Origin of the sequence: Pseudidiomarina sp. (assembly GCF_048267825.1) — a bacterium.
In the GTDB taxonomy this organism is placed as follows: domain Bacteria; phylum Pseudomonadota; class Gammaproteobacteria; order Enterobacterales; family Alteromonadaceae; genus Pseudidiomarina.
Window position 1 is genome coordinate 163937 of sequence record NZ_JBLWWR010000001.1, and the last position, 21871, is coordinate 185807.

22 protein-coding genes and 3 tRNA genes are annotated in these 21871 nt (G+C 46.7%); 22 read left to right on the plus strand and 3 right to left on the minus strand.

Features of this window, described 5'->3' with window-relative positions; genetic code table 11:
* Window positions 1-6 precede the first annotated feature (6 nt).
* The 7 genes from pgsA (at window position 7) to ACN0UN_RS00865 (ending at window position 3523) form a co-directional block, all read left to right on the plus strand.
* Window positions 7-555, plus strand: coding sequence for a CDP-diacylglycerol--glycerol-3-phosphate 3-phosphatidyltransferase (gene pgsA, locus ACN0UN_RS00835; protein WP_417658290.1), 549 nt, complete (start codon window positions 7-9; stop codon window positions 553-555).
* A 79-nt stretch (window positions 556-634) separates the two neighbouring features.
* A tRNA-Gly gene (locus tag ACN0UN_RS00840) sits at window positions 635-709 on the plus strand.
* An 8-nt stretch (window positions 710-717) separates the two neighbouring features.
* Window positions 718-791: transfer RNA gene (locus tag ACN0UN_RS00845), tRNA-Cys, on the plus strand.
* Window positions 792-819: 28 nt separating this feature from the next.
* Window positions 820-906 (plus strand) — tRNA-Leu (locus ACN0UN_RS00850).
* Between the two features lie 91 nt (window positions 907-997).
* Window positions 998-1285 carry a hypothetical protein gene (locus tag ACN0UN_RS00855; RefSeq protein WP_417658291.1) on the plus strand — a complete coding sequence of 96 codons (288 nt, stop codon included), beginning with the start codon at window positions 998-1000 and terminating at the stop codon, window positions 1283-1285.
* Window positions 1286-1333: 48 nt separating this feature from the next.
* On the plus strand, window positions 1334-1930 hold the full coding sequence (locus ACN0UN_RS00860; RefSeq protein ID WP_417658292.1) for a hypothetical protein: 597 nt from the start codon (window positions 1334-1336) through the stop codon (window positions 1928-1930).
* Window positions 1931-2026: 96 nt separating this feature from the next.
* Entirely contained in the window at window positions 2027-3523 is a 1497-nt protein-coding gene (locus tag ACN0UN_RS00865; protein ID WP_417658293.1) for an FMN-binding glutamate synthase family protein, read from the plus strand.
* Here the strand turns inward: ACN0UN_RS00865 and ACN0UN_RS00870 are convergent.
* The gene (locus ACN0UN_RS00870; RefSeq protein ID WP_339879875.1) at window positions 3489-4406 is read right to left on the minus strand and encodes a LysR family transcriptional regulator; all 918 of its coding nucleotides are present in this window, start codon (window positions 4404-4406) and stop codon (window positions 3489-3491) included. The two genes, ACN0UN_RS00865 and ACN0UN_RS00870, sit on opposite strands and share 35 nt — an antisense overlap.
* 45 nt (window positions 4407-4451) lie before the next feature.
* Here ACN0UN_RS00870 and ACN0UN_RS00875 point away from each other — a divergent pair, with 45 nt between their 5' ends.
* Genes ACN0UN_RS00875 through ACN0UN_RS00885 form a run of 3 tightly spaced genes read left to right on the plus strand, consistent with a single transcriptional unit; the run spans window position 4452 to window position 6910 of the window.
* Entirely contained in the window at window positions 4452-5117 is a 666-nt protein-coding gene (locus ACN0UN_RS00875) for a LysE family translocator (protein WP_417658294.1), read from the plus strand.
* 58 nt (window positions 5118-5175) lie between these two features.
* A complete protein-coding gene (locus tag ACN0UN_RS00880) occupies window positions 5176-6057 on the plus strand; it encodes a 6-carboxytetrahydropterin synthase (protein WP_417658295.1) in 882 nt (293 codons plus the stop codon).
* Window positions 6050-6910, plus strand: a complete 861-nt coding sequence (locus ACN0UN_RS00885) for a M23 family metallopeptidase (RefSeq protein ID WP_417658296.1) — start codon at window positions 6050-6052, stop codon at window positions 6908-6910. The genes ACN0UN_RS00880 and ACN0UN_RS00885 overlap by 8 nt, the downstream gene beginning before the upstream one ends.
* On the opposite strand, the gene ACN0UN_RS00890 is transcribed toward ACN0UN_RS00885, so the two are convergent.
* A complete protein-coding gene (locus tag ACN0UN_RS00890; protein WP_417658297.1) occupies window positions 6855-8636 on the minus strand; it encodes a M61 family metallopeptidase in 1782 nt (593 codons plus the stop codon). The two genes, ACN0UN_RS00885 and ACN0UN_RS00890, sit on opposite strands and share 56 nt — an antisense overlap.
* Window positions 8637-8810: 174 nt before the next feature.
* Between ACN0UN_RS00890 and ACN0UN_RS00895 the strand changes: the two genes are divergently transcribed.
* Genes ACN0UN_RS00895 through ACN0UN_RS00905 form a run of 3 tightly spaced genes read left to right on the plus strand, consistent with a single transcriptional unit; the run spans window position 8811 to window position 11596 of the window.
* A complete protein-coding gene (locus ACN0UN_RS00895; protein WP_417658298.1) occupies window positions 8811-9890 on the plus strand; it encodes a sensor histidine kinase in 1080 nt (359 codons plus the stop codon).
* The gene (locus ACN0UN_RS00900; RefSeq protein ID WP_417658299.1) at window positions 9887-10714 is read left to right on the plus strand and encodes a LytR/AlgR family response regulator transcription factor; all 828 of its coding nucleotides are present in this window, start codon (window positions 9887-9889) and stop codon (window positions 10712-10714) included. Before ACN0UN_RS00895 ends, ACN0UN_RS00900 begins: the two co-directional genes overlap by 4 nt.
* Window positions 10715-10726: 12 nt before the next feature.
* The gene (locus ACN0UN_RS00905) at window positions 10727-11596 is read left to right on the plus strand and encodes a DUF6279 family lipoprotein (RefSeq protein WP_417658300.1); all 870 of its coding nucleotides are present in this window, start codon (window positions 10727-10729) and stop codon (window positions 11594-11596) included.
* Window positions 11597-11602: 6 nt separating this feature from the next.
* On the opposite strand, the gene pyk is transcribed toward ACN0UN_RS00905, so the two are convergent.
* A complete protein-coding gene (gene pyk / locus ACN0UN_RS00910; RefSeq protein ID WP_417658301.1) occupies window positions 11603-13039 on the minus strand; it encodes a pyruvate kinase in 1437 nt (478 codons plus the stop codon).
* Window positions 13040-13182: 143 nt separating this feature from the next.
* Between pyk and ACN0UN_RS00915 the strand changes: the two genes are divergently transcribed.
* From ACN0UN_RS00915 to prc, 9 genes are all read left to right on the plus strand, one after another.
* Window positions 13183-14628: a glyceraldehyde-3-phosphate dehydrogenase gene (locus tag ACN0UN_RS00915; protein WP_417658302.1), complete on the plus strand. Its 1446-nt coding sequence runs from the start codon at window positions 13183-13185 to the stop codon at window positions 14626-14628.
* Between the two features lie 61 nt (window positions 14629-14689).
* The gene (locus tag ACN0UN_RS00920) at window positions 14690-15820 is read left to right on the plus strand and encodes a M14-type cytosolic carboxypeptidase (protein ID WP_417658303.1); all 1131 of its coding nucleotides are present in this window, start codon (window positions 14690-14692) and stop codon (window positions 15818-15820) included.
* Window positions 15821-15879: 59 nt separating this feature from the next.
* A complete protein-coding gene (locus ACN0UN_RS00925; protein WP_417658304.1) occupies window positions 15880-17565 on the plus strand; it encodes an alanine/glycine:cation symporter family protein in 1686 nt (561 codons plus the stop codon).
* A 127-nt stretch (window positions 17566-17692) separates the two neighbouring features.
* Window positions 17693-18022 (plus strand): hypothetical protein, encoded by a 330-nt coding sequence (locus ACN0UN_RS00930; RefSeq protein WP_417658305.1) that lies wholly within the window; start codon window positions 17693-17695, stop codon window positions 18020-18022.
* Window positions 18022-18315, plus strand: a complete 294-nt coding sequence (locus ACN0UN_RS00935) for a YeaC family protein (protein ID WP_417658306.1) — start codon at window positions 18022-18024, stop codon at window positions 18313-18315. Before ACN0UN_RS00930 ends, ACN0UN_RS00935 begins: the two co-directional genes overlap by 1 nt.
* Before the next feature lie 8 nt (window positions 18316-18323).
* The gene (locus tag ACN0UN_RS00940; RefSeq protein WP_417658307.1) at window positions 18324-18788 is read left to right on the plus strand and encodes a GAF domain-containing protein; all 465 of its coding nucleotides are present in this window, start codon (window positions 18324-18326) and stop codon (window positions 18786-18788) included.
* Window positions 18789-18807: 19 nt separating this feature from the next.
* Window positions 18808-19101: a hypothetical protein gene (locus ACN0UN_RS00945; protein ID WP_417658308.1), complete on the plus strand. Its 294-nt coding sequence runs from the start codon at window positions 18808-18810 to the stop codon at window positions 19099-19101.
* A complete protein-coding gene (gene proQ, locus ACN0UN_RS00950) occupies window positions 19091-19744 on the plus strand; it encodes an RNA chaperone ProQ (protein ID WP_417658638.1) in 654 nt (217 codons plus the stop codon). Before ACN0UN_RS00945 ends, proQ begins: the two co-directional genes overlap by 11 nt.
* A 12-nt stretch (window positions 19745-19756) precedes the next feature.
* Window positions 19757-21817 (plus strand): carboxy terminal-processing peptidase, encoded by a 2061-nt coding sequence (gene prc / locus ACN0UN_RS00955; RefSeq protein ID WP_417658309.1) that lies wholly within the window; start codon window positions 19757-19759, stop codon window positions 21815-21817.
* The last annotated feature ends 54 nt before the right edge of the window (window positions 21818-21871 follow it).

Sequence of the window (21871 nt, forward strand, 5' to 3'; positions counted from 1 at the left end):
GTGCTGATGTGGAATATTCCTAACATCTTGACCAGCTTCCGGATTTTATTGATTCCGGTTTTTCTGATTATCTATTATTTACCTGGCCAAGAGGCCCATTTTTGGGCCGCTTTCGTGTTTGCCGTGGCTGGGTTTACGGATGCACTTGATGGGTGGGTTGCGCGTAAATTTAATCAATTTACCAAGTTCGGAGCTTTTTTAGACCCAGTTGCCGATAAAGTGATGGTTGCAGCCTCGCTGGTAGTTGTTGTTGAGCACTATGCGACGTGGTGGATAAGTATACCTGCATTAACAATTATCAGCCGCGAACTGGTTATTTCAGCATTGCGTGAATGGATGGCGCAGATTGGCCGACACGACCAGGTTAAAGTATCAAATTTAGGTAAATACAAAACGATTGCACAAATGGTGGCCATTGGTGGCTTGATTTGGGAAGCCAACACCTTTGTAATCGTAACGGCAACTGTATTGCTCTATGCAGCTTTTGTTCTAACACTGTGGTCAATGGGCGAATATTTGCGCGCAGCATGGTCAGATTTAAGCCAAGTGGATTAAAAATAGGCAAACAGACGTGTTCAGGCGAAAAAGTCGTTGACCTTGCCGAAATAGACAGTAGAATGCGTCAGCACTGGATGCGGGAATAGCTCAGTGGTAGAGCACAACCTTGCCAAGGTTGGGGTCGCGAGTTCGAATCTCGTTTCCCGCTCCAAACTCAGTGGCGGGTTGGCAGAATGGCTATGCAGCGGATTGCAAATCCGTGGATCTCGGTTCGACTCCGGGACCCGCCTCCATTGAGAGACCTCAGGTAATACAGTATGTGCCCGGGTGGTGAAATTGGTAGACACAAGGGATTTAAAATCCCTCGCTGGTAACAGCGTGCCGGTTCAAGTCCGGCCCCGGGCACCACTTCCTCTGCAATTTATTTTTTATTGACGCTTGTCAAACATCTAAACCACCCATATCTTTACTACATCATACAAACAGATTCGGTTTAGCCGTGGCTTTGTTACGCTTTGGGATTGTCTCAGTCATATTTTCCTTGCTGTGGTTGGCGCCACGGGCAGAGATTAGTGCTGTTGACGGCTACCACCTGGAGCAAACCGCCGTTGAGTTGAATGTTTCATCCGAGCGCAACTCGCTGGATGAGCCCGATTATGCTTTATTAACACACGCGAACCCGTTCCAAAGTACTCACTCTCACCAACTCGAAATTGGTACTGCGGTTGCGGCCTTCAGTTATATTGTTTCTTCTAACCAGGCCAGAGCTCCGCCAATTCTCGATTGATTTAATTATTTTAAGTACAAAATTAATCAATCAGTATTGAGGTGAGTTATGTCCGAATTCCACGCATTACATTGGGAATCGTCCCCACACACGCATTTTTTGCCGCTACCCAAAGAACAATTGCGTCAGAAACGTTTAGATTGGCATCAAAGCGCACGCTACATTGTTGATGAACTGCATGACAACGCATTGGTACTGTTAACTCCACAGATGCCTGTACTGGAAGCTGAATCGGTATTTAATGCGTCTGAACAGCGTTATGGCGTTGTAATAGACGACAACAGACAGGTTGTTGGTGTGCTCATGGCCCGCGAGCTGCACGGCCGCCACAGTGGTGTGATTGCCAATTTATTGCAACTGCCATGGCATGAGTTAACCGTTGGGTACTTAATGCGCCCGATTAGCCAAATCCCGGTGTTAAGTTCTCAACAAATTAAAACCGCCAAAATTGGTGACATTGCCGCAACGATGCAAGCGGCAGGTTCTGATTTTATTGTAATTACAACCGACAACCGTATTAGTGGTATCGCCGTTTCTCTTAAGATAATGGCTGTAACGGGTGAGTCCATTCGTTTATATCCGCGAGCAACAACTTTTGCTGAGGTTTTTAACGCGATCAAACATCCCGATAGTGTCGGAAATTAAAGCTTTTTTTTACTAAAGCCCTCGCTAAATCCGAGGGCTTTTTATATGTTGTAGTATAAGCTTGAACGATTAACGCAAACAAACAAGGCAGCGACTATGGAAGCAGCAGGGTGGATGGGAACATTATTAATACTGGCACAATGGCTGGTTGCACTTTTTGTATTGCTGCTAATAGTTGGGCTAGGTGCTGTTATTGTTATGTACGTGGTTGATAAGCGCCAAACACGCCACACCATACGTCGAAACTTCCCGGTTATTGGGCGTTTTCGATATATGTTTGAACATCTTGGTGAATTTTTTAGACAGTATTTCTACGCAATGGACCGCGAAGAAATGCCGTTTAACCGTTCACAACGCAGCTGGGTGTACCGTGCGGCAAAAAACGCAGACCGGACTATTGCATTTGGCTCCACCCGCGATTTAACCAAAAACGGTACGATAATCTTTGCTAACAGTGCCTACCCACACCAAGAAGAAGAAAAAACGCATCCTGAACCGGTCACTATCGGCGCTGATTGTGAGCAACCTTATTCGCCGACCAGTTATTTCCACATTTCCGGCATGAGTTACGGCGCATTATCACCGGTCGCTGTTACCGCACTATCGAAGGGCGCAAAATTAGCTGGGTGTTGGCTAAACACCGGAGAGGGCGGATTAAGCCCCTATCATTTAGCGGGTGATTGCGACATCGTGTTTCAGATAGGTACCGCCAAGTATGGCGTACGAACTGGCTCTGGCGCACTGCACGAAGGTAAGCTTCGGCAACTGGCGAGTGATGATCGGATAAAAATGTTCGAAATTAAATTAAGTCAGGGCGCTAAGCCAGGTAAAGGCGGTATTCTGCCAGCCATTAAAGTAAATCAAGAAATTGCGGAAATTCGCGGTATACCCGTAGGCAAAGACTCGATATCACCCAATCGGCATCCGGAGATTAAAAATAACGAAGAGCTTCTCGATTTCATTGAGCGTGTACGCACAATAACCGGGAAGCCTACGGGTATTAAATTTGTCATGGGTGAGCCCAACTGGATTGATGAGCTCGTTGCCGCCATTAACGCCCGCGGACCAAGTAGTGCGCCTGACTTTATTACGCTTGATAGTGCGGATGGTGGCACCGGTGCAGCGCCGCAACCGCTCATGGACTACGTTGGGTTAAAGCTGTCTGAAAGTTTACCGATACTGATTGATAAACTTGCCGCCAGTGGTATTAAAGATCGTATTCGGGTTATCGCCTCAGGAAAAATGATAACTCCGGCTGATGTAGCTTGGGCATTAGCGATTGGCGCTGACTTCGTGGTTTCAGCACGCGGTTTTATGTTCTCGCTCGGCTGCATTCAAGCGATGCAATGTAATAAAAACACCTGCCCAACAGGTGTAACAACGCATGATAAACGTCTGCAGCAGGGCTTAGACCCTGCCGATAAGAGCGTTCGGGTTGCCAATTACCATAAGTTTTTGGAATATGGTGTGAATATTATCGCCCATTCATGCGGTGTCTCTGATCCGCGAAAACTAAACCGTCGTCATGCGCGGGTGGTTACCCACACAGGTATCAGTGTTAGCTTGGCCGAACATTACCCGCCAATGAACTAGCTAAACGTGCTTCAAGCCATTTAACAAACGCAACAAGCGCAACAGGCTGCCGTTGCCGCTGTTTAAGTGTTAAGGCAACTGGCTCAGGCAGGGTTACTTGGTATTCGGTATGTTTGACATAGTCACGCAGTTGCGGGTGAGCAAGAAATAGTTGATCAATAAGCGTAATTTGGTCAGTACCCTGGATTAAATCCACCGCAATATTGCTATTTCCGACCGGACGGGTTTTCAATTGCTTCGCCAAATGCGCCTGTGCTTTTTTAAAATGACGCCAGTAGGGGGCATTCACGTCAATTAACCAAGGTCGCGATGCTAAAGCTTTGTCACTTTGAGTAGGCGCAACCGGAACATACGTCGGTGTATAGAGAGCGACTTGTTTTAGAGCCTTGTCGCGCAAATGGCCATAATGAATGGCCATATCCAGTTGTTCGTGCTGAAGTTGTGCGCAGATATTCGCTTGCTCATTGGCGTCAGGAAACAGCGGTACCGTATTAAACTGAACCTGTATATGCGGATACAGCGCATAGAATTCTGCCAGTCGGCTTGATAACCACCAACGTAATAAACTCTCGGGCAGCGCAATCCGGAGTGTCGTTAATTCACTATCGCCAATATGACGCGTACGCTCAACGGTGCGATCAAGCTCTTTAAACAAGCGCAATAAATCAGGTGCTAATGCTTCACCTGCTGGGGTTAACGCATGAACACGGTTGTCGCGCTGAAATAACCGTGTACCTAATTGCTCTTCTAACGCTTGGATTTGTCGCGTAATATTCGATTGTGATACGCCAAGTTGTTGCGCAGCTTGTTTAAATGAATCGGCATGAGCCGCAACGGCAAATACCCGTAATGCATTGAGTGAAGGTGATTTTTCGCTAGCCATCTGAATAACCTTGGTGCAAGTTTAATTAACTAAAAGTAAATCACAATGGAACATTTAGCAATCTATTGGGCAGAATTTTTAACTATCGCCACCTTGCACCTTCTCGCTGTGGCAAGCCCCGGGCCTGACTTCGCGGTAACCACACGCTACAGCATTAGTTATGGCGGGCGCATTGGGCGTTGGGTCGCGCTAGGTATCGGCACAGGAATACTTTTGCACGTTGCTTATTCCGTACTTGGGGTGGCGTTAATTATTCACCGCTACACATGGGTATACGGATTGCTCCTTTTGGTTGGTGCAGGCTATTTGGGTTGGTTGGGCTGGCAGGCAATTCGCGCTCAACCGCGCGGCCCATTGCCAAACAATTCAAATGCACCTACGCAGGGTATTACGGCACTTAAAGCATTCCGGGTTGGCTTTCTAACCAATGGGTTGAATGTTAAGGCCACGCTCTTTTTCCTAGCCCTTTTCAGCACGGTTATTGCACCTGCTACGCCAACGTCGGTAAAAGTTGGGTATGGCATGTACATGGCCATTGCAACAGGGCTGTGGTTCTCTTTTTTAGCCACGCTCATCACTTGGCCACCGTTTTATCGTCGCATGTGGGCCGTCAGTCATTGGATAGATCGTGCGATGGGTTTGGCTTTGCTGTTGTTAAGCGCGAAGCTAATTTACGACTGGTTGGTGCTTATCAAAGTTATCGCCCAGTGATAGGTAGTGGTATACTTTCACGTAATGTTGCTATGAGAATCATTTAATCGAGAGAACTATGCAGTTATTTGTAAACGATTTGACCGTCATCGACTTCTCATACCTGTGCCCAGAGCGCGGAATGGTTGGTGAAAGTTGGATTGTTGATATTGTTTTAGATGGCTCACTGAATGAGCAGTCTATGGTGCTTGATTTTGGCCGAGTTAAAAAGCAAATCAAGCGCATTATTGATAGTGCGGTTGACCACAAATTAGCGGTTCCTGCTGAACATGAATACACCCAAGTCAGCCATCACGAAGATGGCAATAGCTATTGGGTTGATTTCATGCGGCCGAACAACCGGTCAATTCACTTGTTTTGTCCCGCAGATGCCTTCGCGTTTATCGATGCGCAGCAAGTTACCATGACAAGTATCACCGATTATTTACGGGCTGTGATAAAACGAGAGCTGCCAGATAACGTGCAGGGTTTGGAATTGCAACTGCGCGCTGAGGAAATTCCCGGTGCGTTTTATCACTATACCCATGGTCTGAAAAAGCACGATGGCAACTGCCAACGCATTGCACACGGCCACCGATCGCGTATTTATATTGCCCTCAATGATCAGCGAGACACCACCCTTGAGCAATTTTGGGCGACGACTTGGCAGGATATATACTTGGGATCCGAAGAAGATATCGTGGGGTTCAATGTGTTACAGCTATCCGAACATAGCCAACAGCTAAGTCCAACCACGCACGTGGCGTACAGTTATACGGCCGATCAAGGCTTGTTCGAGTTGCTTGTTCCGAAAGCCGAAAACTATACCATTCCAACAGATTCCACGGTGGAGTGCATTGCGACTTACTTGGCGCAAAAAATTAAACACCAACAGCCTGACGCTTCGGTAAAAGTTACCGGCTTTGAAGGGGTTGGCAAGGGAGCTATTGGCTATGCGTAAACTACTGGTGGCAATGCTAGCCATTGCATCAACGGCTCAGGCTCACGAGCAACCGGTTACACCTGATATCGATATCCGCGGTGCATTAACCTCGGGCTCTTTATTAATTGGTGACGTGCACGCTGCGGAACGGGTTGAACTTAATGGCGAACCACTGCGCATAACCCCAGAGGGGCAGGTGGTGTTTGGCTTTGGTCGCGAGCAGCATGGCGCCCAAGAACTTACCTTATTTGACCATCATGGGCGGGCATTCAAGAAAACGCTTGAGATAAAACCGCGACAGTACAAGATTGACCGTGTTGATGGTGTGCCGCAACAAACGGTTACACCTGATCCTGAACAGCAACAACGCGCCAAACGCGAAGCTGCGCAGGTGTGGACAGCACGAAATAACGCGCTAAGCGATCGCACCGATTTCTTAATGCAGGTAAAAATGCCGGCACAAGGCCGAATTAGTGGGGTGTATGGCAGTCAGCGTATTTTTAATGGCACACCGCGTAACCCACATTTTGGCCTCGATATTGCCGCGCCGACAGGTAGCCCCGTGTTAGCACCCTGGTCAGGTAAAGTGATTCTAGCCGAAAATGATTTGTTTTATTCCGGTGGCACGTTAATTATCGATCATGGATATGGCGTTACCAGTACTTATATTCATCTGCACAAGTTGCATGCAGCGGTTGGTGATGAAGTCGCACAAGGTCAAAAAATTGCCGAAATTGGTGCCACCGGTCGTGTCACAGGGCCTCACCTTGACTGGCGCATTAACTGGCGCCATGAACGGTTAGACCCAGCCTTGGTTATCGAGCATTTTTCTGCAACCGCAACCAGCCCTGTACCTGCTGCGGATCGCTAACGCTTAGTAGATAGCTAGTAGGTTTTGGAGCGTGCCAGGTAAGTTGTAGCGTTATCAGTTCATCGCGTCGAAAGGCGTGCACGGTGACCTGGTCACCAGGCCGATAGCGCTCGAAAATCTCTTTAATATTGCTATCGGTTATCTGTAAGTTATCGATAGCAATAATCCGATCTGTGGCACTTAGCCCACACTCTTGTGCAGCTTCACCAGCGAACACAACTAATAATTCCAGTCCATTGCTGGAGGCTTTATATTTAGCACCTAAAGCAACGGGCAATCGCGCTGTGGCGGGTTTACCGCCAAAACTATTGTCGTCCGCACCTTGGTCTTTTTTCACCGACACACCAAACTTGGCGAGCAATTCAATCGTGGGCAGCGGTTGTGTGGTGTACAATGCCTGCTGCAAAAAACCTGAAACATCAATACCATAGGTTGTCTGAATGAACGTCTGCACTGTGTCGTCGTCAGTGCCTTCCAGGGTTTTACCGTAGCGGTGCCACAAGTCATGCATGACTTGTGCAAGGGTTACTCGATGGCCAGACTCCAATCGCAACGTTAAATCCAGACATAACGCAATAAGCGCGCCTTTGGCATAATAACTGACAATACTGTTAGGTGAGTTCTCATCTTGTTTATAAAACTTTGTCCAGGCATGGAAACTTGATTCTGTAACTGTTTGTCGGTCAATACCAGCACCGCGCTGTACTCGCGCCATGGTTTCACCAATCAATGTCAAATAAGCACCTGAGTCGATTAATCCGGCTTGATGCAGCACATAGTCGTCATAGTAGGAGGTAACGCCCTCATAGAACCACAATTGTTCGGTGTAATGTTCTTGATCCAATAGATAAGGGATAAAGGTTTTTGGTTTCAGCGTTTTGATGTTCCAGCTGTGGAAGTATTCATGGCTACATAAGCTTAGAAATGTGCGGTAGTCATTGTCGTTCCCTTGCTTGCCTGGTAAGACTAAATCTTTGCGGCTGCAGACAAGCGCCGTTGAGTTGCGATGCTCCAGCCCCCCAAAACCTTTGCCGACAACCATGGTCAAAAACAGATATTCTTTAAAAGGTGGCTCGTGGCCAAATAATTCGATTTGGTATTCGCAGATAGCTGCAAGATCGCGACATATACGATCAACATCGCCATAATGACGGCCAGCAAATACCAAAGCATGTTTTACGCCGCCAGCAATAAATTCGTGAATATCTAGTGGTCCCATCAATACCGGGTAATCTATGAGTGACTCATAGCTGTCGACACGGAATTCCCCCGGACCGAATCGATGCCCCTGTTCACGCTGCATGCCTGTTGCTATGTGCCAACCGTCGTGAGCTTCTACGGTAACGCGGCACGCTTCCTGAGTGCGCCCAGCCACGGCCATGCATAAACTTGAGTGGTTGAAGAACCCCCAAAACTGGTCAAGGTAGGCGCTACGTACACTCAAATCAAAGGCATAAACTTCGTAGCTAATAAGCAGCATACCCACTTCAGGTGCGTCAATTTGCCAGGTTTGCTTGTCGCAATGGTTTACCTTTAAAGCTGTACCTTGCTGCTCCGCGCGAAGATCGCTGATGTTTTTAGCAAAGTCACGAATCATATAACTGCCAGGAATCCAAGCGGGTAAACTCAACCTAACGAAGTCTTGCGGTTTTGTAATCGGAATCTCAATGGCAACAGCAAAGATGTGCGCATTAGCATTTTTGACGCGAATTCGATAATGAAGCATAAGGTTCCTCGTGCAGCGACGATGGGTGAATCATTCGCCCTAGTATTAGCGTTTGTTAAATATCTTAGCACGCGTTGGGCGCGCTATATAGCTATTCAGGTGCGATGAAGAGCGTTATTTACGGGCGTTAACACGGTATACTAACAGCAATGATTTAACCTCAATTGAGGCTTTATGTTGAATAATTGGAAAACACTTCTTGATGATCGCAATCGGTTCTTCTGGGTGCTGCAGGCAGCTGGGTGGAGCGGTTACGCGTTAGTGCATTATATTGGCTCGTTGATGCACGAAATGCGTGATATTTACGCGTTAATACTCTTACTCGGCGCTTATGCGGGCTTTCTATTAACTGTTCCGTTGCGCTATTTGTACCGCCGCATCTGGGACGCAAGCCCGTGGTTGTTGATTATCGTGGTGTTGGCCGCAAGTTATATATCGGCAGCGTTATGGGCTGTGGTTGATAACGCAACCTATTGGGAAATCTATAAGTTTGGATTTAGCCCTGACAGTAACTGGTTTTATTTTAAAAATACCATTGCCAAGTTCTACATCATGCTGAGTTGGAGCGGGCTGTATTTCGGAATTAAATATTACCAAATGCTGCAAGACGAAAAAGAGAAAGCCTTGATGGCGACGTCGATGGCCCATCAGGCGCAATTAAAAATGTTGCGCTACCAACTCAACCCACATTTTTTATTCAACACCTTAAATGCGATTTCAACGCTTATTTTGGTGAAAGAAAATGAGCTCGCCAACCGGATGATGTCGAAGTTGAGCCTGTTTTTACGCTTCAGTCTTGATAATGAACCGATTAAAAAAATCCCATTAGAACGCGAGCTCGACGCGCTTCGGCTTTACTTAGATATCGAGAAAGTGCGCTTTGACGAACGCCTGCAGGTGAACTTCGAAATTGATGAAGATGTGCAAAAAGCACTGGTTCCCAGCTTATTTTTGCAACCCTTAATTGAAAACTCAATCAAGTACGCAATTGCTAAATTAGAAGAGGGTGGTGAAATTACTATCCGCGCACAGCGCTTTAGCGAAGATTTATTAATTACCGTCGCAGACAACGGCCCAGGCTGCACCAAGCCGCTTGAAACACTGACTAAAGCTGGCGGTGTTGGGCTGGCGAATACACGAGAACGATTACAGGCCTTGTATGGAAAGAACTACTCATTTACATTAACAGCTAACAAGCCACGTGGTTTTCGTATTGAAATTCGTATTCCGTTAGAGCAGGTAGAGCAGGCATGACGCACAAAATTCGTACTCTTGTTGTTGATGATGAATCGTTAGCCCGTCGTGGGCTAGTGGTACGACTGCAAGAATTTGAAAATATTGAATTATTGCAAGAGTGCCCAAGTGCTCGTGAAGCTTTGGTGATGATAGGTAAAGAACAGCCAGATTTAGTCTTCCTTGATATTCAGATGCCTGGCATGAATGGCTTTGAGCTACTTCGGGAAGTTCAAGCTCATGGCTATAAAATGCCTCTTATCGTATTTGTCACTGCCTACGATCAATATGCTATTAAGGCGTTTGAAGTGCGAGCCATTGACTATCTGTTAAAACCGGTAGACAACGAGCGCTTGGCGCAAAGCATTCTGCGGATTGAAAAAAGTTTAGCGGCCCGCGAACAAAAAGTTCAACAAGACCGTATTTTAAACTTACTCGCCGATGCGACCGGTGAAGACTGCGAAGACATTTTAAAACGCTTGGCTAGTGGTGAAGATGTTGGGGTAGCGCGTTATCCTGAACATATCGCGATTAAAGAAAGTGGTGAAATAACACGGGTAGCGATTAATTCGATAGAGTGGGTTGATGCAGCTGGCGATTACATGTGTATTCATGCAAGTAATGAAACGCACATTTTGCGGCGCACCATGAAAGAGCTTGAGGAAGAATTAAACCCACAGCGCTTTCAACGTATTCATCGCTCGGCAATTGTTAATATGGAACATGTTGAAAAGCTGTGCAGTCGCCAAAACGGCGAATACCACATTATTTTACGCAATGGTAAAGAATTAAAAGTTAGCCGCAGTTACAAAGATCGCATCAAGAAGTTAATTCTAAACTCTTAACGGAGCGAACTTATGCGCTATGCAGTCATGCTAGTCGCTGTAACTTTAGTCTTGTTGTTGAGTGCCTGCTCAAGCCAGCTCGGCTACCGTTTTGCCGATACTTTGGTTGAGTGGAAACTCGATGACTACGTTGAGCTCAACGAACAACAAGAACAGCGCGTTGATACCGCAATAACATCCCTTCATTATTGGCATGCGACTTCCGAATTACCTTTTTACGCCGAACAGTTACAACAGTTGCGTGATCAAGTGGCCGATAAACAGCTTGATGAGGCCAGTCTAATTGCGGTTTATGAACAGGTGTTTGTGGCTTGGCAACGTATGCTCAGCGGCTTGCGGCCCTACGCATTGGAGTTATTACCTGAGCTAAGTGATGCACAAGTAACGCAGTTAATGCAAAAGTTAAACGAACGCCAGCAAGAAGAACGTGACGAGCTTGCTGAGTACGATGACTCAGAGCTTGTTCAGCGGACTCGGAAGCGGGCAGAGAAGAATGCTCGGAGTTGGTTAGGCCAGCTTACCCCATTGCAAGAAAGGCTGATTCGTAGTTGGGTTTCAGAGCGGCTACCAACCAGGGCGTTATGGCTGGATTATAATGAAAAGTGGCAGTCGTCGTTTCAGGAAACCTTGATGATTCGCCAAGATACAGAGCGATTTGCCGCCCAACTTGATAGGCTCATGTTTGAACCGCAACAATTGCGTTCAGAACAACTGAAGGCAGGCATACAAACCAATCAAGATGCGACACTCTCGTTGATATTAAAGCTTGAACAGTCGTTAACTGACCGCCAGCGTCGCCGGGTTCTGGCGAAGCTGGACGGATATATTGAAGACATGCAGGAATTAAATGAACACTTTCGCCAGCAAGGGCCGGAGAATTAAAAGCGATTATTTTACTTCAATAATTTTGCACGTATTGGTGGAACCGACGGTTTCCATCACATCACCGTGGGTAAGAATAACCAAATCGCCCGGCACCACGTGGCCTCGTAATTTAATTTCATTCACCGCATCGTGAACAAGTTTCTGCGGCTCACTTTTGGTTGAATCAAAAGCGATGGGGTAGACACCACGATACAAGGCACAGCGCGCACGACTTTCATCATGTCGTGATAACGAAAATATTGGCAGATTGGTATTGATACGCGACATAAGTTTGGCCGTAGAGCCTGACTCAGTTAACGCAATGATAGCCTTCACGCCAGCCAGGTGGGTTGCTGCGTACATTGCTGAAATAGCGGTCGCCTCTTGAATGGAGGTAAAGGTTTCATCCAAATCATGTTTATCAATCGTCACACTTGGGTGAGTTTCAGCACCCAAACAGATTTCGGCCATGGCTTTAACCGTGGCAACAGGGTATTTACCAGCTGCGGTTTCGGCTGAGAGCATCACTGCATCGGTACCATCAAGCACCGCATTGGCAACGTCCATCACTTCTGCACGCGTTGGCATCGGGCTCTCTATCATCGACTCCATCATTTGCGTGGCGGTAATCACGACCTTATTGCATTGACGCGCGCGTTCGATGATTCGTTTTTGCTTACCAACCAGTTGTGCATCGCCAATTTCCACACCTAAATCACCGCGCGCCACCATAACCGCATCGGATGCGCGAATGATATCGTCCAGCGCCGCATCTGTGGCAACGGCTTCTGCACGTTCAATTTTGGCACAAATCAAACCACGCCCATTGGCAGCTCGAAGTAAACGGCGGGCTTCATGAATGTCGGCACTGCTGCGAGGGAAACTCACGGCTAAATAATCAACACCAATTCGCGCCGCAGTGACAATGTCTTGATAATCTTTCTCAGTTAAGGCCGCCGCAGAAAGGCCGCCTCCAAGTCGGTTGATGCCTTTATTGTTGGACAGTTTACCGCCAACCGTAACAGTTGTGGTTATCTGCGCGCCGCTCACGTCTTCAACTTGCAACCGTACGCGACCGTCATCAAGTAACAGGATATCGCCTTCGTTGACGTCTTGGGGTAACTCTTTGTAGTCAATACCGACGCGTTGTTGATTGCCGGCATTGGTTTCAAGTTCTGCATCGAGCACAAACACATCACCAACATCAAGAGTTACAGCGCCACTTTCAAATTTTGCGACTCGAATTTTAGGCCCCTGAAGGTCACCCAGCACAGCAACGTGAATACCTAAACGCTGTGCAATCTCGCGTACTTGAGCAGCGCGGCGCTCGTGATCCGCAGCAACGCCATGCGAAAAATTAAGTCGAACAACATTTGCACCTGCTTTAATGAGTGCCTCAAGTACTTGTGGGTCGTCAGTTGCAGGGCCGAGTGTGGTAACGATTTTAGTGCGCCGTAACATATTTATACTCCTGTTGTTTTGTCGAAAATTATACCATGCCTGAACAGGAGTTACATAGATTCTGGCGCTCGTGGGAGTATTTCAGTACAATACCCGCCTGATTTAATGCAACCGTCAAATTCACGTAACATAAAGGTAACCACATGAGTGATCAGCAACAGGATCTGACCTTAGCTAGTTGGCAGGAGCGCCAAGAATATGCCGAAATGATGCAGCCAATTATTGGCCGCCTGTACCGTAACTACGGTGTCGAGATTTTGGTATATGGTCGTTCACTACTTAATGTCGATACGATTAACATCATCAAGGCGCATCGTCTAATTCGCCGTCATGAGGGTGTTAAGCTGCGCTTACGTGAGAGCTTTCCGTTTATCGAAGCACTAAGCAAAATGAAACTTGCGCCTGCGCGCGTTGACTTAGGCAAACTCGCGTTCAATTACTTGCACAAAGATGCAGGCAAGGGCGACAGCATTGAGGCTTATTTGAAACGTGAGCTGATTGATATTGTTGATAAAGCCGATGAAATTGCGCCGCAAGACGTGGTTCTCTATGGTTTCGGGCGTATTGGCCGCTTGTTAGCGCGATTATTAATTGAGCGTAACGGCAGCAACAACAAAATGCGTTTACGTGCCATTGTGGTGCGCGGCGGACGTGACGGCGACCTTGAAAAGCGTGCAAGTTTGTTGCGTCGTGATTCAATTCATGGCCCATTCAATGGTTCGATTACGGTTGACCATGAAAACAGCGCAATTAAAGCAAATGGCACCAGTATCAAAGTGATTTACTCTGACGGGCCAGACCAAGTCGATTACACTCAGTATGGTATTAATGACGCGATTATCATTGATAACACAGGTATTTGGAGCGACGAAGCAGGGCTTGGTTTACACCTTAAATCTAAAGGTGTAAAAAAAGTTCTTCTGACTGCTCCAGCCAAGGGCAACATTAAAAACGTGGTATTTGGTGTGAATCAGGCAGACATCAAGGCCGATGATTTAATTATCAGTGCGGCAAGCTGCACCACCAACGCGATTACCCCTGTATTGAAAATCATCAATGATCAATATGGTATCCGTAATGGTCACGTTGAAACTGTACACTCGTACACTAATGACCAAAACTTAATTGATAATTACCATAAAGCAGACCGTCGCGGTCGTTCGGCGCCGTTGAACATGGTGTTAACGTCTACCGGCGCAGCGAAAGCGGTTGCTAAGGCGTTGCCTGAGCTTGCGGGTAAACTAACCGGCAATGCCATTCGTGTACCAACGCCAAATGTATCCATGGCGATTATGAATCTAAACCTTAATAAGCAAACCAATAAAGAAGAGCTCAATGCTTTTTTACGTGATCAGGCGCTGCATTCCGAATTACAAGCGCAAATTGATTACACCGCATCAACCGAAATCGTTTCTACCGACCTCGTCGGTTCGCGTTACGCGGGTGTGGTCGATTCACAAGCAACCATCGTTGATGAAGATCGCGCAGTTCTATACGTTTGGTATGACAATGAGTTTGGTTATAGTTGTCAGGTGGTACGTGTGGCTGAGCAGATGGCAGGGCAGCAGTTGCTGAACTTACCAAAATAAAATAGTGTTATCAAAAGCGCCTTTTAGGGGCGCTTTTGTTTTTTCAGGAATAGGGGAATTCATGTTTATAACTGCGCAATTTGATAGCGGCAATATTGAAGTTATCGAGGCCAATGAGGCCAGTTCAATCCAATTAGCCATTCGCCAGGACAATCAATCTGATTTTTATCAGTGGTTTCATTTTAAACTCTACGGCGAACCGGGCCTTGAGCACGTAATGCATATCACTAATGCTGGTCAGTCTGCGTATCCTGATGGTTGGAAAGACTATTCAGCACTAGCGTCTTATGACCGCGAAAACTGGTTTCGTGTGCCTACAGAATATAACGGCAAAGAGCTTGTTATTCGTCACACGCCAGACCAAGAAAGTGTTTATTACGCTTACTTCACACCGTATTCATACGAACGCCATCAAGACCTGATTCAGTGGACACAGCAATCGATCGAATGCCAACATGTACTACTTGGGCCAACCTTAGACGGCCGTGACATGAACTTATTGGTGATTGGTGAACCTGCGGAACATAAAGCTAAAATTTGGGTTACCGCGCGGCAACATCCGGGCGAAACCATGGCCGAATGGTTTATGGAAGGTTTTCTGAGCCGATTGTTGGATGATGAAGATGCAGCAGCACGTAAGTTATTAGAGAATAACGTGTTTTATGTGGTGCCAAACATGAATCCTGATGGCAGCGTGCGTGGGCATTTACGTACCAATGCGGTTGGCGTGAACTTAAACCGTGAATGGGCTGAACCGTCGCTCGAGAAGAGCCCTGAAGTATTCTATGTGCTCAATGCTATGCAGGAAACTGGCGTTGACTTCTACCTTGATGTGCATGGCGATGAAGCACTACCCTATAACTTTGTAGCGGGCTGCGAAGGTGTACCAAGCTACAACGACCGCACGCATGCACTCGGTGAAAAGTTTAAGCAGGTATTGCTGTCTATTACGCCAGAGTTTCAAGTTGAATACGGTTATGAGGTTGATAAACCGGGTGAGGCCAACTTAACGGTTGCAAGTAACGCAGTTAGCGAGCGTTTCAACTGTTTAGCATTTACTTTAGAGATGCCGTTTAAAGATAATGCCAACTTGCCTGATGCCGACTTCGGTTGGTCAGCGAATCGTAGCCAACAATTCGGCGCTGATGTGGTCAGTGCTATCTATGCTATCGGAAATAACTTGCGCGACTAGGTCGCGCACGCTAGCTTGAACGTGAACAACAACAATAATAACTCGACAAGGGGGACACCTTGGAAGCGATAAATAACTTTTTACTGCTGCTCGATGGCTATTTGGGGTCTGCAGCGTACTTCCCATATATTTTGCTTGGTGTTGGTATATTCTTTACCTTGTACCTTGGCTTTCCACAAATTCGATTTTTTGGCCACGCCTGGAAAGTTGTAACTGGGAAGTTTGATAAAAAAGGTGCACAAGGTGACACCAGCCACTTCCAAGCATTGTCAACAGCACTATCGGGTACCGTCGGTACCGGTAATATTGGTGGTGTTGCGCTGGCCATATTCCTAGGTGGTCCGGCAGCAATATTCTGGATGTGGATTACTGCGTTTTTAGGGATGACAACGAAGTTCGTGGAAGTCACGCTGTCACATAAATACCGCGTACAAACTGAAGACGGCACTATGGCTGGCGGCCCTATGTATTACATGGACCGCCGTTTGAACATGAAATGGTTGGCGGTAATTTTTGCAATAGCGACCATCATTAGTTCATTTGGTACCGGCAACATGCCGCAAATCAACAACATTGCTCAAAGTATGGAAATGAGCTTTGGTTTTGAGCCGATGATTGTTGGTGGTGTACTTTCGATATTGTTAGCGCTCGTAATCATTGGCGGCATCTCGCGCATCGCTGCAGTAACGTCAAAGATAGTGCCAATCATGGGTGTGTTATACATACTCGGTTCGTTGAGCGTTATCTTTTTTAACCTTGATCAGATTGGCCCTTCGTTTGCATCAATATTTACGAATGCCTTTACGGGTTCTGCTGCAACCGGTGGCTTCCTGGGGGCAACCTTTGCTTATGCATTCAACCGTGGCGTTAATCGTGGCTTGTTTTCAAATGAAGCAGGGCAAGGTTCAGCACCTATAGCTCACGCTGCAGCGCGCGCAGATGAGCCGGTTTCTGAAGGTATGGTGTCAATTCTCGAGCCGTTTATCGATACCATCATCATTTGTACGTTAACCGGTTTGGTTATCCTTTCATCTGGCGTGTGGTCGCAAAAACACGAGAACATTTTCTCGCGTACTGACCTCGAGATTGTTGCGGGTAATTATTCTGACGCCAAAGAAACAGACCGTGAAGCGCTGTATCATTATTTAAATGACACTGACGAGAACACCATTGAGAAGTTTACTGGTGCCATCCAAGTGCGAGACGGTGAAGCAGTTAGCAATGGTTACACCATGCTGCATGCGCGTTCTGTTGCGGAAAATGTGCGCTTCATTGTTGCTGGCGAAGACCCATACACGGGTACGTTACGTATCGAGGATGGGCAGTTGCGCAAAGAAGATATTGTCATTGTCGGTGATTCATTGATTCACTCAGCGGCGCTAACATCAAAAGCGTTCAGTATGGGCTTTTTAGGTCCTGCAGGTGAATACATTGTACCGATTAGCTTGATGCTGTTTGCATTCTCAACGGCAATAGCATGGTCGTACTACGGTGACCGCGCAGTAGTTTATCTTTTTGGCCAACGCGGCGTTATGCCATACCGTATTATCTACGTGGCAGGCTTCTTCGTTGCGTCATTCGCTGATACGACGCTGGTATGGACCATGTCGTACGTGGCCATCGTACTGATGACCCTGCCAAACTTATTTGGTATTTTCTTGTTGCGGCGAGAAATGAAAGACACCGTAAAAGCTTACTGGCAAGACTTTGATGCTGAAAAAAGCAAAAAAGATACTGAAAAATAAGCATTGTTAATACTTAGAAAGACCCGCTGCGGCGGGTCTTTCTGTAACTTATAGGGGGGCGGCCGCTTGAATTTAGAGCAAAATCCCTTATATTGCCTTATTCAACAGAAACGTAAACGAGGTTTACATGGCGCTTATTCAATGCCCCTCATGCAGTAAGCGGGTGTCTGACAAAGCTACAAACTGCCCACATTGTGATTTTAAGCTGACAGGTTTATCGGGTGAAGAACTCGAACGGGAATGGCAACGTGTAATGGCAAGCAAGCGTGAACGCTTGGTTGGTCAGTCTATGCTTGCGCTATTAATTGCAATTGCAGCATTTACGTACTATTTCATTCAACAGCCGTTACCAGAAACCTGGCCAGCCAAAGTTTCTTATGGCTTAATGATTGTTGGTTTAATATGGTTTGTCATAAACCGTGTACGATTGGTTTTTATCAAAAGGAAACGTAGTTAATGCAGTTTGATGATTTGCTTTCATCAATAACACCTGAAACTTTTGAGCGTTTGGTTCAAGCGGTTGAGCTGGGTAAATGGCCGGACGGCGTTAAGCTTACAGAGCAACAACGCGAACATTCCATACAGCTGGTGATGGCCTATCAGGCTCGTTACACGCCCTCTGACGAAGCATTTCGGATTGGCGCTGACGGTCAACTCGTCACACGTAGCAAGCGCGATATGAAAGCTGAAATTAAGCCAGCAGATACTATCGCAAGTTTCCCGTTGAATTCTTCAAGTGAGGCATCTTAGTCACGCCCATGCAAACCACAAATTATGACCTATTGCTTGAACAAGCCCGTGCAATTACCGCCGGCGAACCTGATTTAATTGCGAACTTAAGCAACATTTCCGCACTCGTGTATGAAGCATTAGATGATGTCAATTGGGTCGGCTTTTACCTGACCCGTGAACCGGAAACCTTGGTGTTAGGCCCATTTCAGGGTAAAGTGGCATGCTTACGTATTGCTTTTGGTCGCGGTGTTTGCGGCGCGGCAGCTGCTACGCGTGAAACCCAGCGCATTGAAGATGTGCATGCCTTTGCTGGTCATATTGCATGTGATGCAGCTTCTAATTCTGAAGTTGTCGTGCCATTGATTGTTAATAACGAAGTTGTAGGCGTATTTGACCTGGATAGCCCTAGTGTCGCTCGGTTCTCTGAAGCGGATGCTGAAGGCTTAACGCGTATCGGCCGATTTATCGAACAACTTAATTGGTCACAGTAGGGCAGGCAGACGCGATTTTATGTATAGTGAATTTGATATTTATGCGTACTTAGTAAGTCACCTCGACATGCGCTTCTTTGAAGGTGAAGAAGAAGCGGCGACGGATCAAATGAATGAGATGTTGCATTACATTGGCGAGTTTAGCGATGCCGAAGATACCATAGAGCAATTAGAAGAAGTTGTACGCCGCACACTATTTGATTGGATAGAAAACCCCGAGCTTCTTGAACTCGATAGTGAAGAAATGCAAGCGTATATCATGGAGCAACTAGCTGACGTGCGTCAGCAGGAATTTAATGACGATGACGACTGACGTTAAAAAGTTAACGAATACGAAAGAAGTAATTACCTATTTAGCTGAAAAATTTCCTCAATGCTTTACCGTTGAAGGTGACGCTAAGCCCCTAAAAATTGGTATTTTTGAAGATCTTGCTGCACGTTTAGTTGACGATGATACGGTAAGTAAAACACGGCTAAGAACAGCCTTACGGCACTATACCAATAGCTGGCGGTATCTACGCAGTGTGAAAGTCGGTGTACAGCGAGTTGATCTCGATGGTGCTGACGCAGGTATTATAGAAGAAGAACATCAGCAGCACGCTGAACAAACGTTAGCCGAGTCGAAGGCTGTTGCAGCTGAACGTGCTGCAGCAAAGCGCAAAGAACAAGCTGCGCAAGCTAAGGCTGCAAAACCAGCCAACCAGGAAGCGCGAAAGGCACGGGCGAAACGGCCCGCCAAAAAGCCTGTGGCGGCGAAACCTGCAGCCACTCCAAAACTCGATTTACAAGCGGTTAAGGGTGATCAGTTGCGGGTAGGGCAGCAGGTTCAGGTTAAAGCAGGCCTGTCGCCAATAGCTGGCCAAGTGACTGAAATTGATCGCGATGACATTTATGTGCAACTTCAAAACGGCCTGACGGTCAAAGTGAATGTAAACGCCGTATTTGTCACGAAATAGGAGTAGTGAAGTATGACCAAGCGCGTGATTTCTAAATTTGCACTTGCGGTTTCGCTTAGCGCTGGCCTTTCGGCCGCAGCATTAGCCATTCCACCGGCTCACTCGCCGGATGAATTACCGCAACTTAAACCACAAGAACAACATGGTGTTGCAAGCCACCGTGTTGCTCGGTTTTTCACGCGTGACCATTTCAAGCAAATGGAGCTCGATAATGAGCTGTCATCGCAAATTTTATCCCGTTATATTGACATGTTGGACTACAGCAAAATGTTTTTGCTGCAGGACGATGTCGATCAAGCGCAAGAATATCAACAGCTTTTCGATGACATGATTTTGACGGGCAAGCTTAATGCGGCTTATTCGTTGTATGAAAAGTCGTTGAATCGTCGTTTTGAGCGTTACAGTTACGCACTTTCGTTGCTTGACGAAGAGCAACCGTTCGACTTCACCGTGGCTGGCGATAAGTATCACTTCGATCGCGAAGAAGCAACTTGGGCCAAAACGGAATCCGAATTGGATGAATTATGGCGTCAGCGCGTTAAATACGACGCGCTAAATTTAACCTTAACAGGTAAAGAATGGCCTGAGGTTGTAGAAACCTTGGGTAAGCGTTACAACAACGCGCTGAAGCGTTTAACGCAAACCAATAGTGAAGATGTATTTCAAACAATCATGAATGCTTTTGCGCGTAGCGTTGAAGCGCATACAAGCTATTTATCGCCGAGCAACGCGGAGCGATTTGAGCAAAACATGAATTTGTCGCTTGAAGGCATCGGCGCCGTTTTACAGGCTGAATATGACTACACCGTCATTCGTAGCTTGGTTCCGGGTGGTCCGGCTGATAACGGCGGCGAGCTAGCTGTTGATGACAAAATTGTTGGCGTTGCGCAAGGTGACGACGAGAATTTTGTTGATGTGATTGGTTGGCGTCTCGATGAAGTTGTTGAACTCATTAAAGGCCCGAAAGGCTCGACAGTTCGTCTGCAAGTATTGAAAGCGAACCAGAGTGCAGGAGCCCAGCCGAAAGAAATTGCAATTGTTCGCGATAAAGTCAAATTGGAAGACCGCGCTGCGAAGTTAGAAATTGAGTCGCCAGAGGAAGGGCAATACGCAGGACGTAAAGTTGGCGTTATTGAAATTCCTGGCTTTTACAATGGGCTAACTGGTGATGTCGAAACATTAATCAGCGAGGCGCAACAACAAAAAGCTGAAGCGCTCGTAATTGACTTACGCGGTAACGGCGGTGGTTCATTGTCTGAGTCGATTTCTTTGTCAGGTTTGTTCATTGATAAGGGACCAGTTGTTCAGATACTTGATGGCCGCAAACGTCGCGATATTAATGGCGATCGTGACGGGAAAATATTTTACGATGGCCCATTAGTCGTTATGGTTGATCGGTACAGTGCGTCGGCTTCAGAAATTTTCGCTGCGGCGATGCAGGATTATCAACGCGCGGTTATCGTTGGGGAAAACACCTACGGTAAAGGAACTGTGCAGCACCACCGCGCGTTGCAAATGTACCCATTTGATAATTACGAAAACCCGTTAGGCAGTGTGCAGTTCACTATTGCTAAGTTTTACCGCATAAATGGCGGTAGCACGCAGATGCGTGGTGTCACGCCAGACCTTCAGTTACCATCAATGATTGATGCAGAAGAGTTTGGTGAAAGCAGCCAAGAGAATGCGTTGCCTTGGGATAAATTGCCGGCAGCTTCTTACGAGCCACTTGATTTAATTCCGTCAAGTCAGTTTAAAAAGTGGCAGGAAAAGCTCGACGCTCGGGTGAAAGAAAATCCAGAGTTTAAGTTTGTATTTGAAGATATTGAAGCCTATGAGCGTGACAAAGATCGTAAGTGGGTTAGCTTAGTTCTTGACGAACGCAAAGCAGAACAAGTGCGCGAGGAACAGGAAAAACTCGACCGCGCAAACGCTCGCTTGAGTCGTCTGGGAATGGAACCTGTTGAAAAAGTTGATGATATTCCAACAGATATCGAGTTGGAAGATCCGTACTTACAAGAAACGGTAGCCTTGAGCCTCGCATTGATTGATGCACATAAGCTTGCGATGAATTAAACTTATCTACGAAGTAGCTAAAAAAGCCGCATTATGCGGCTTTTTCATAGCTAA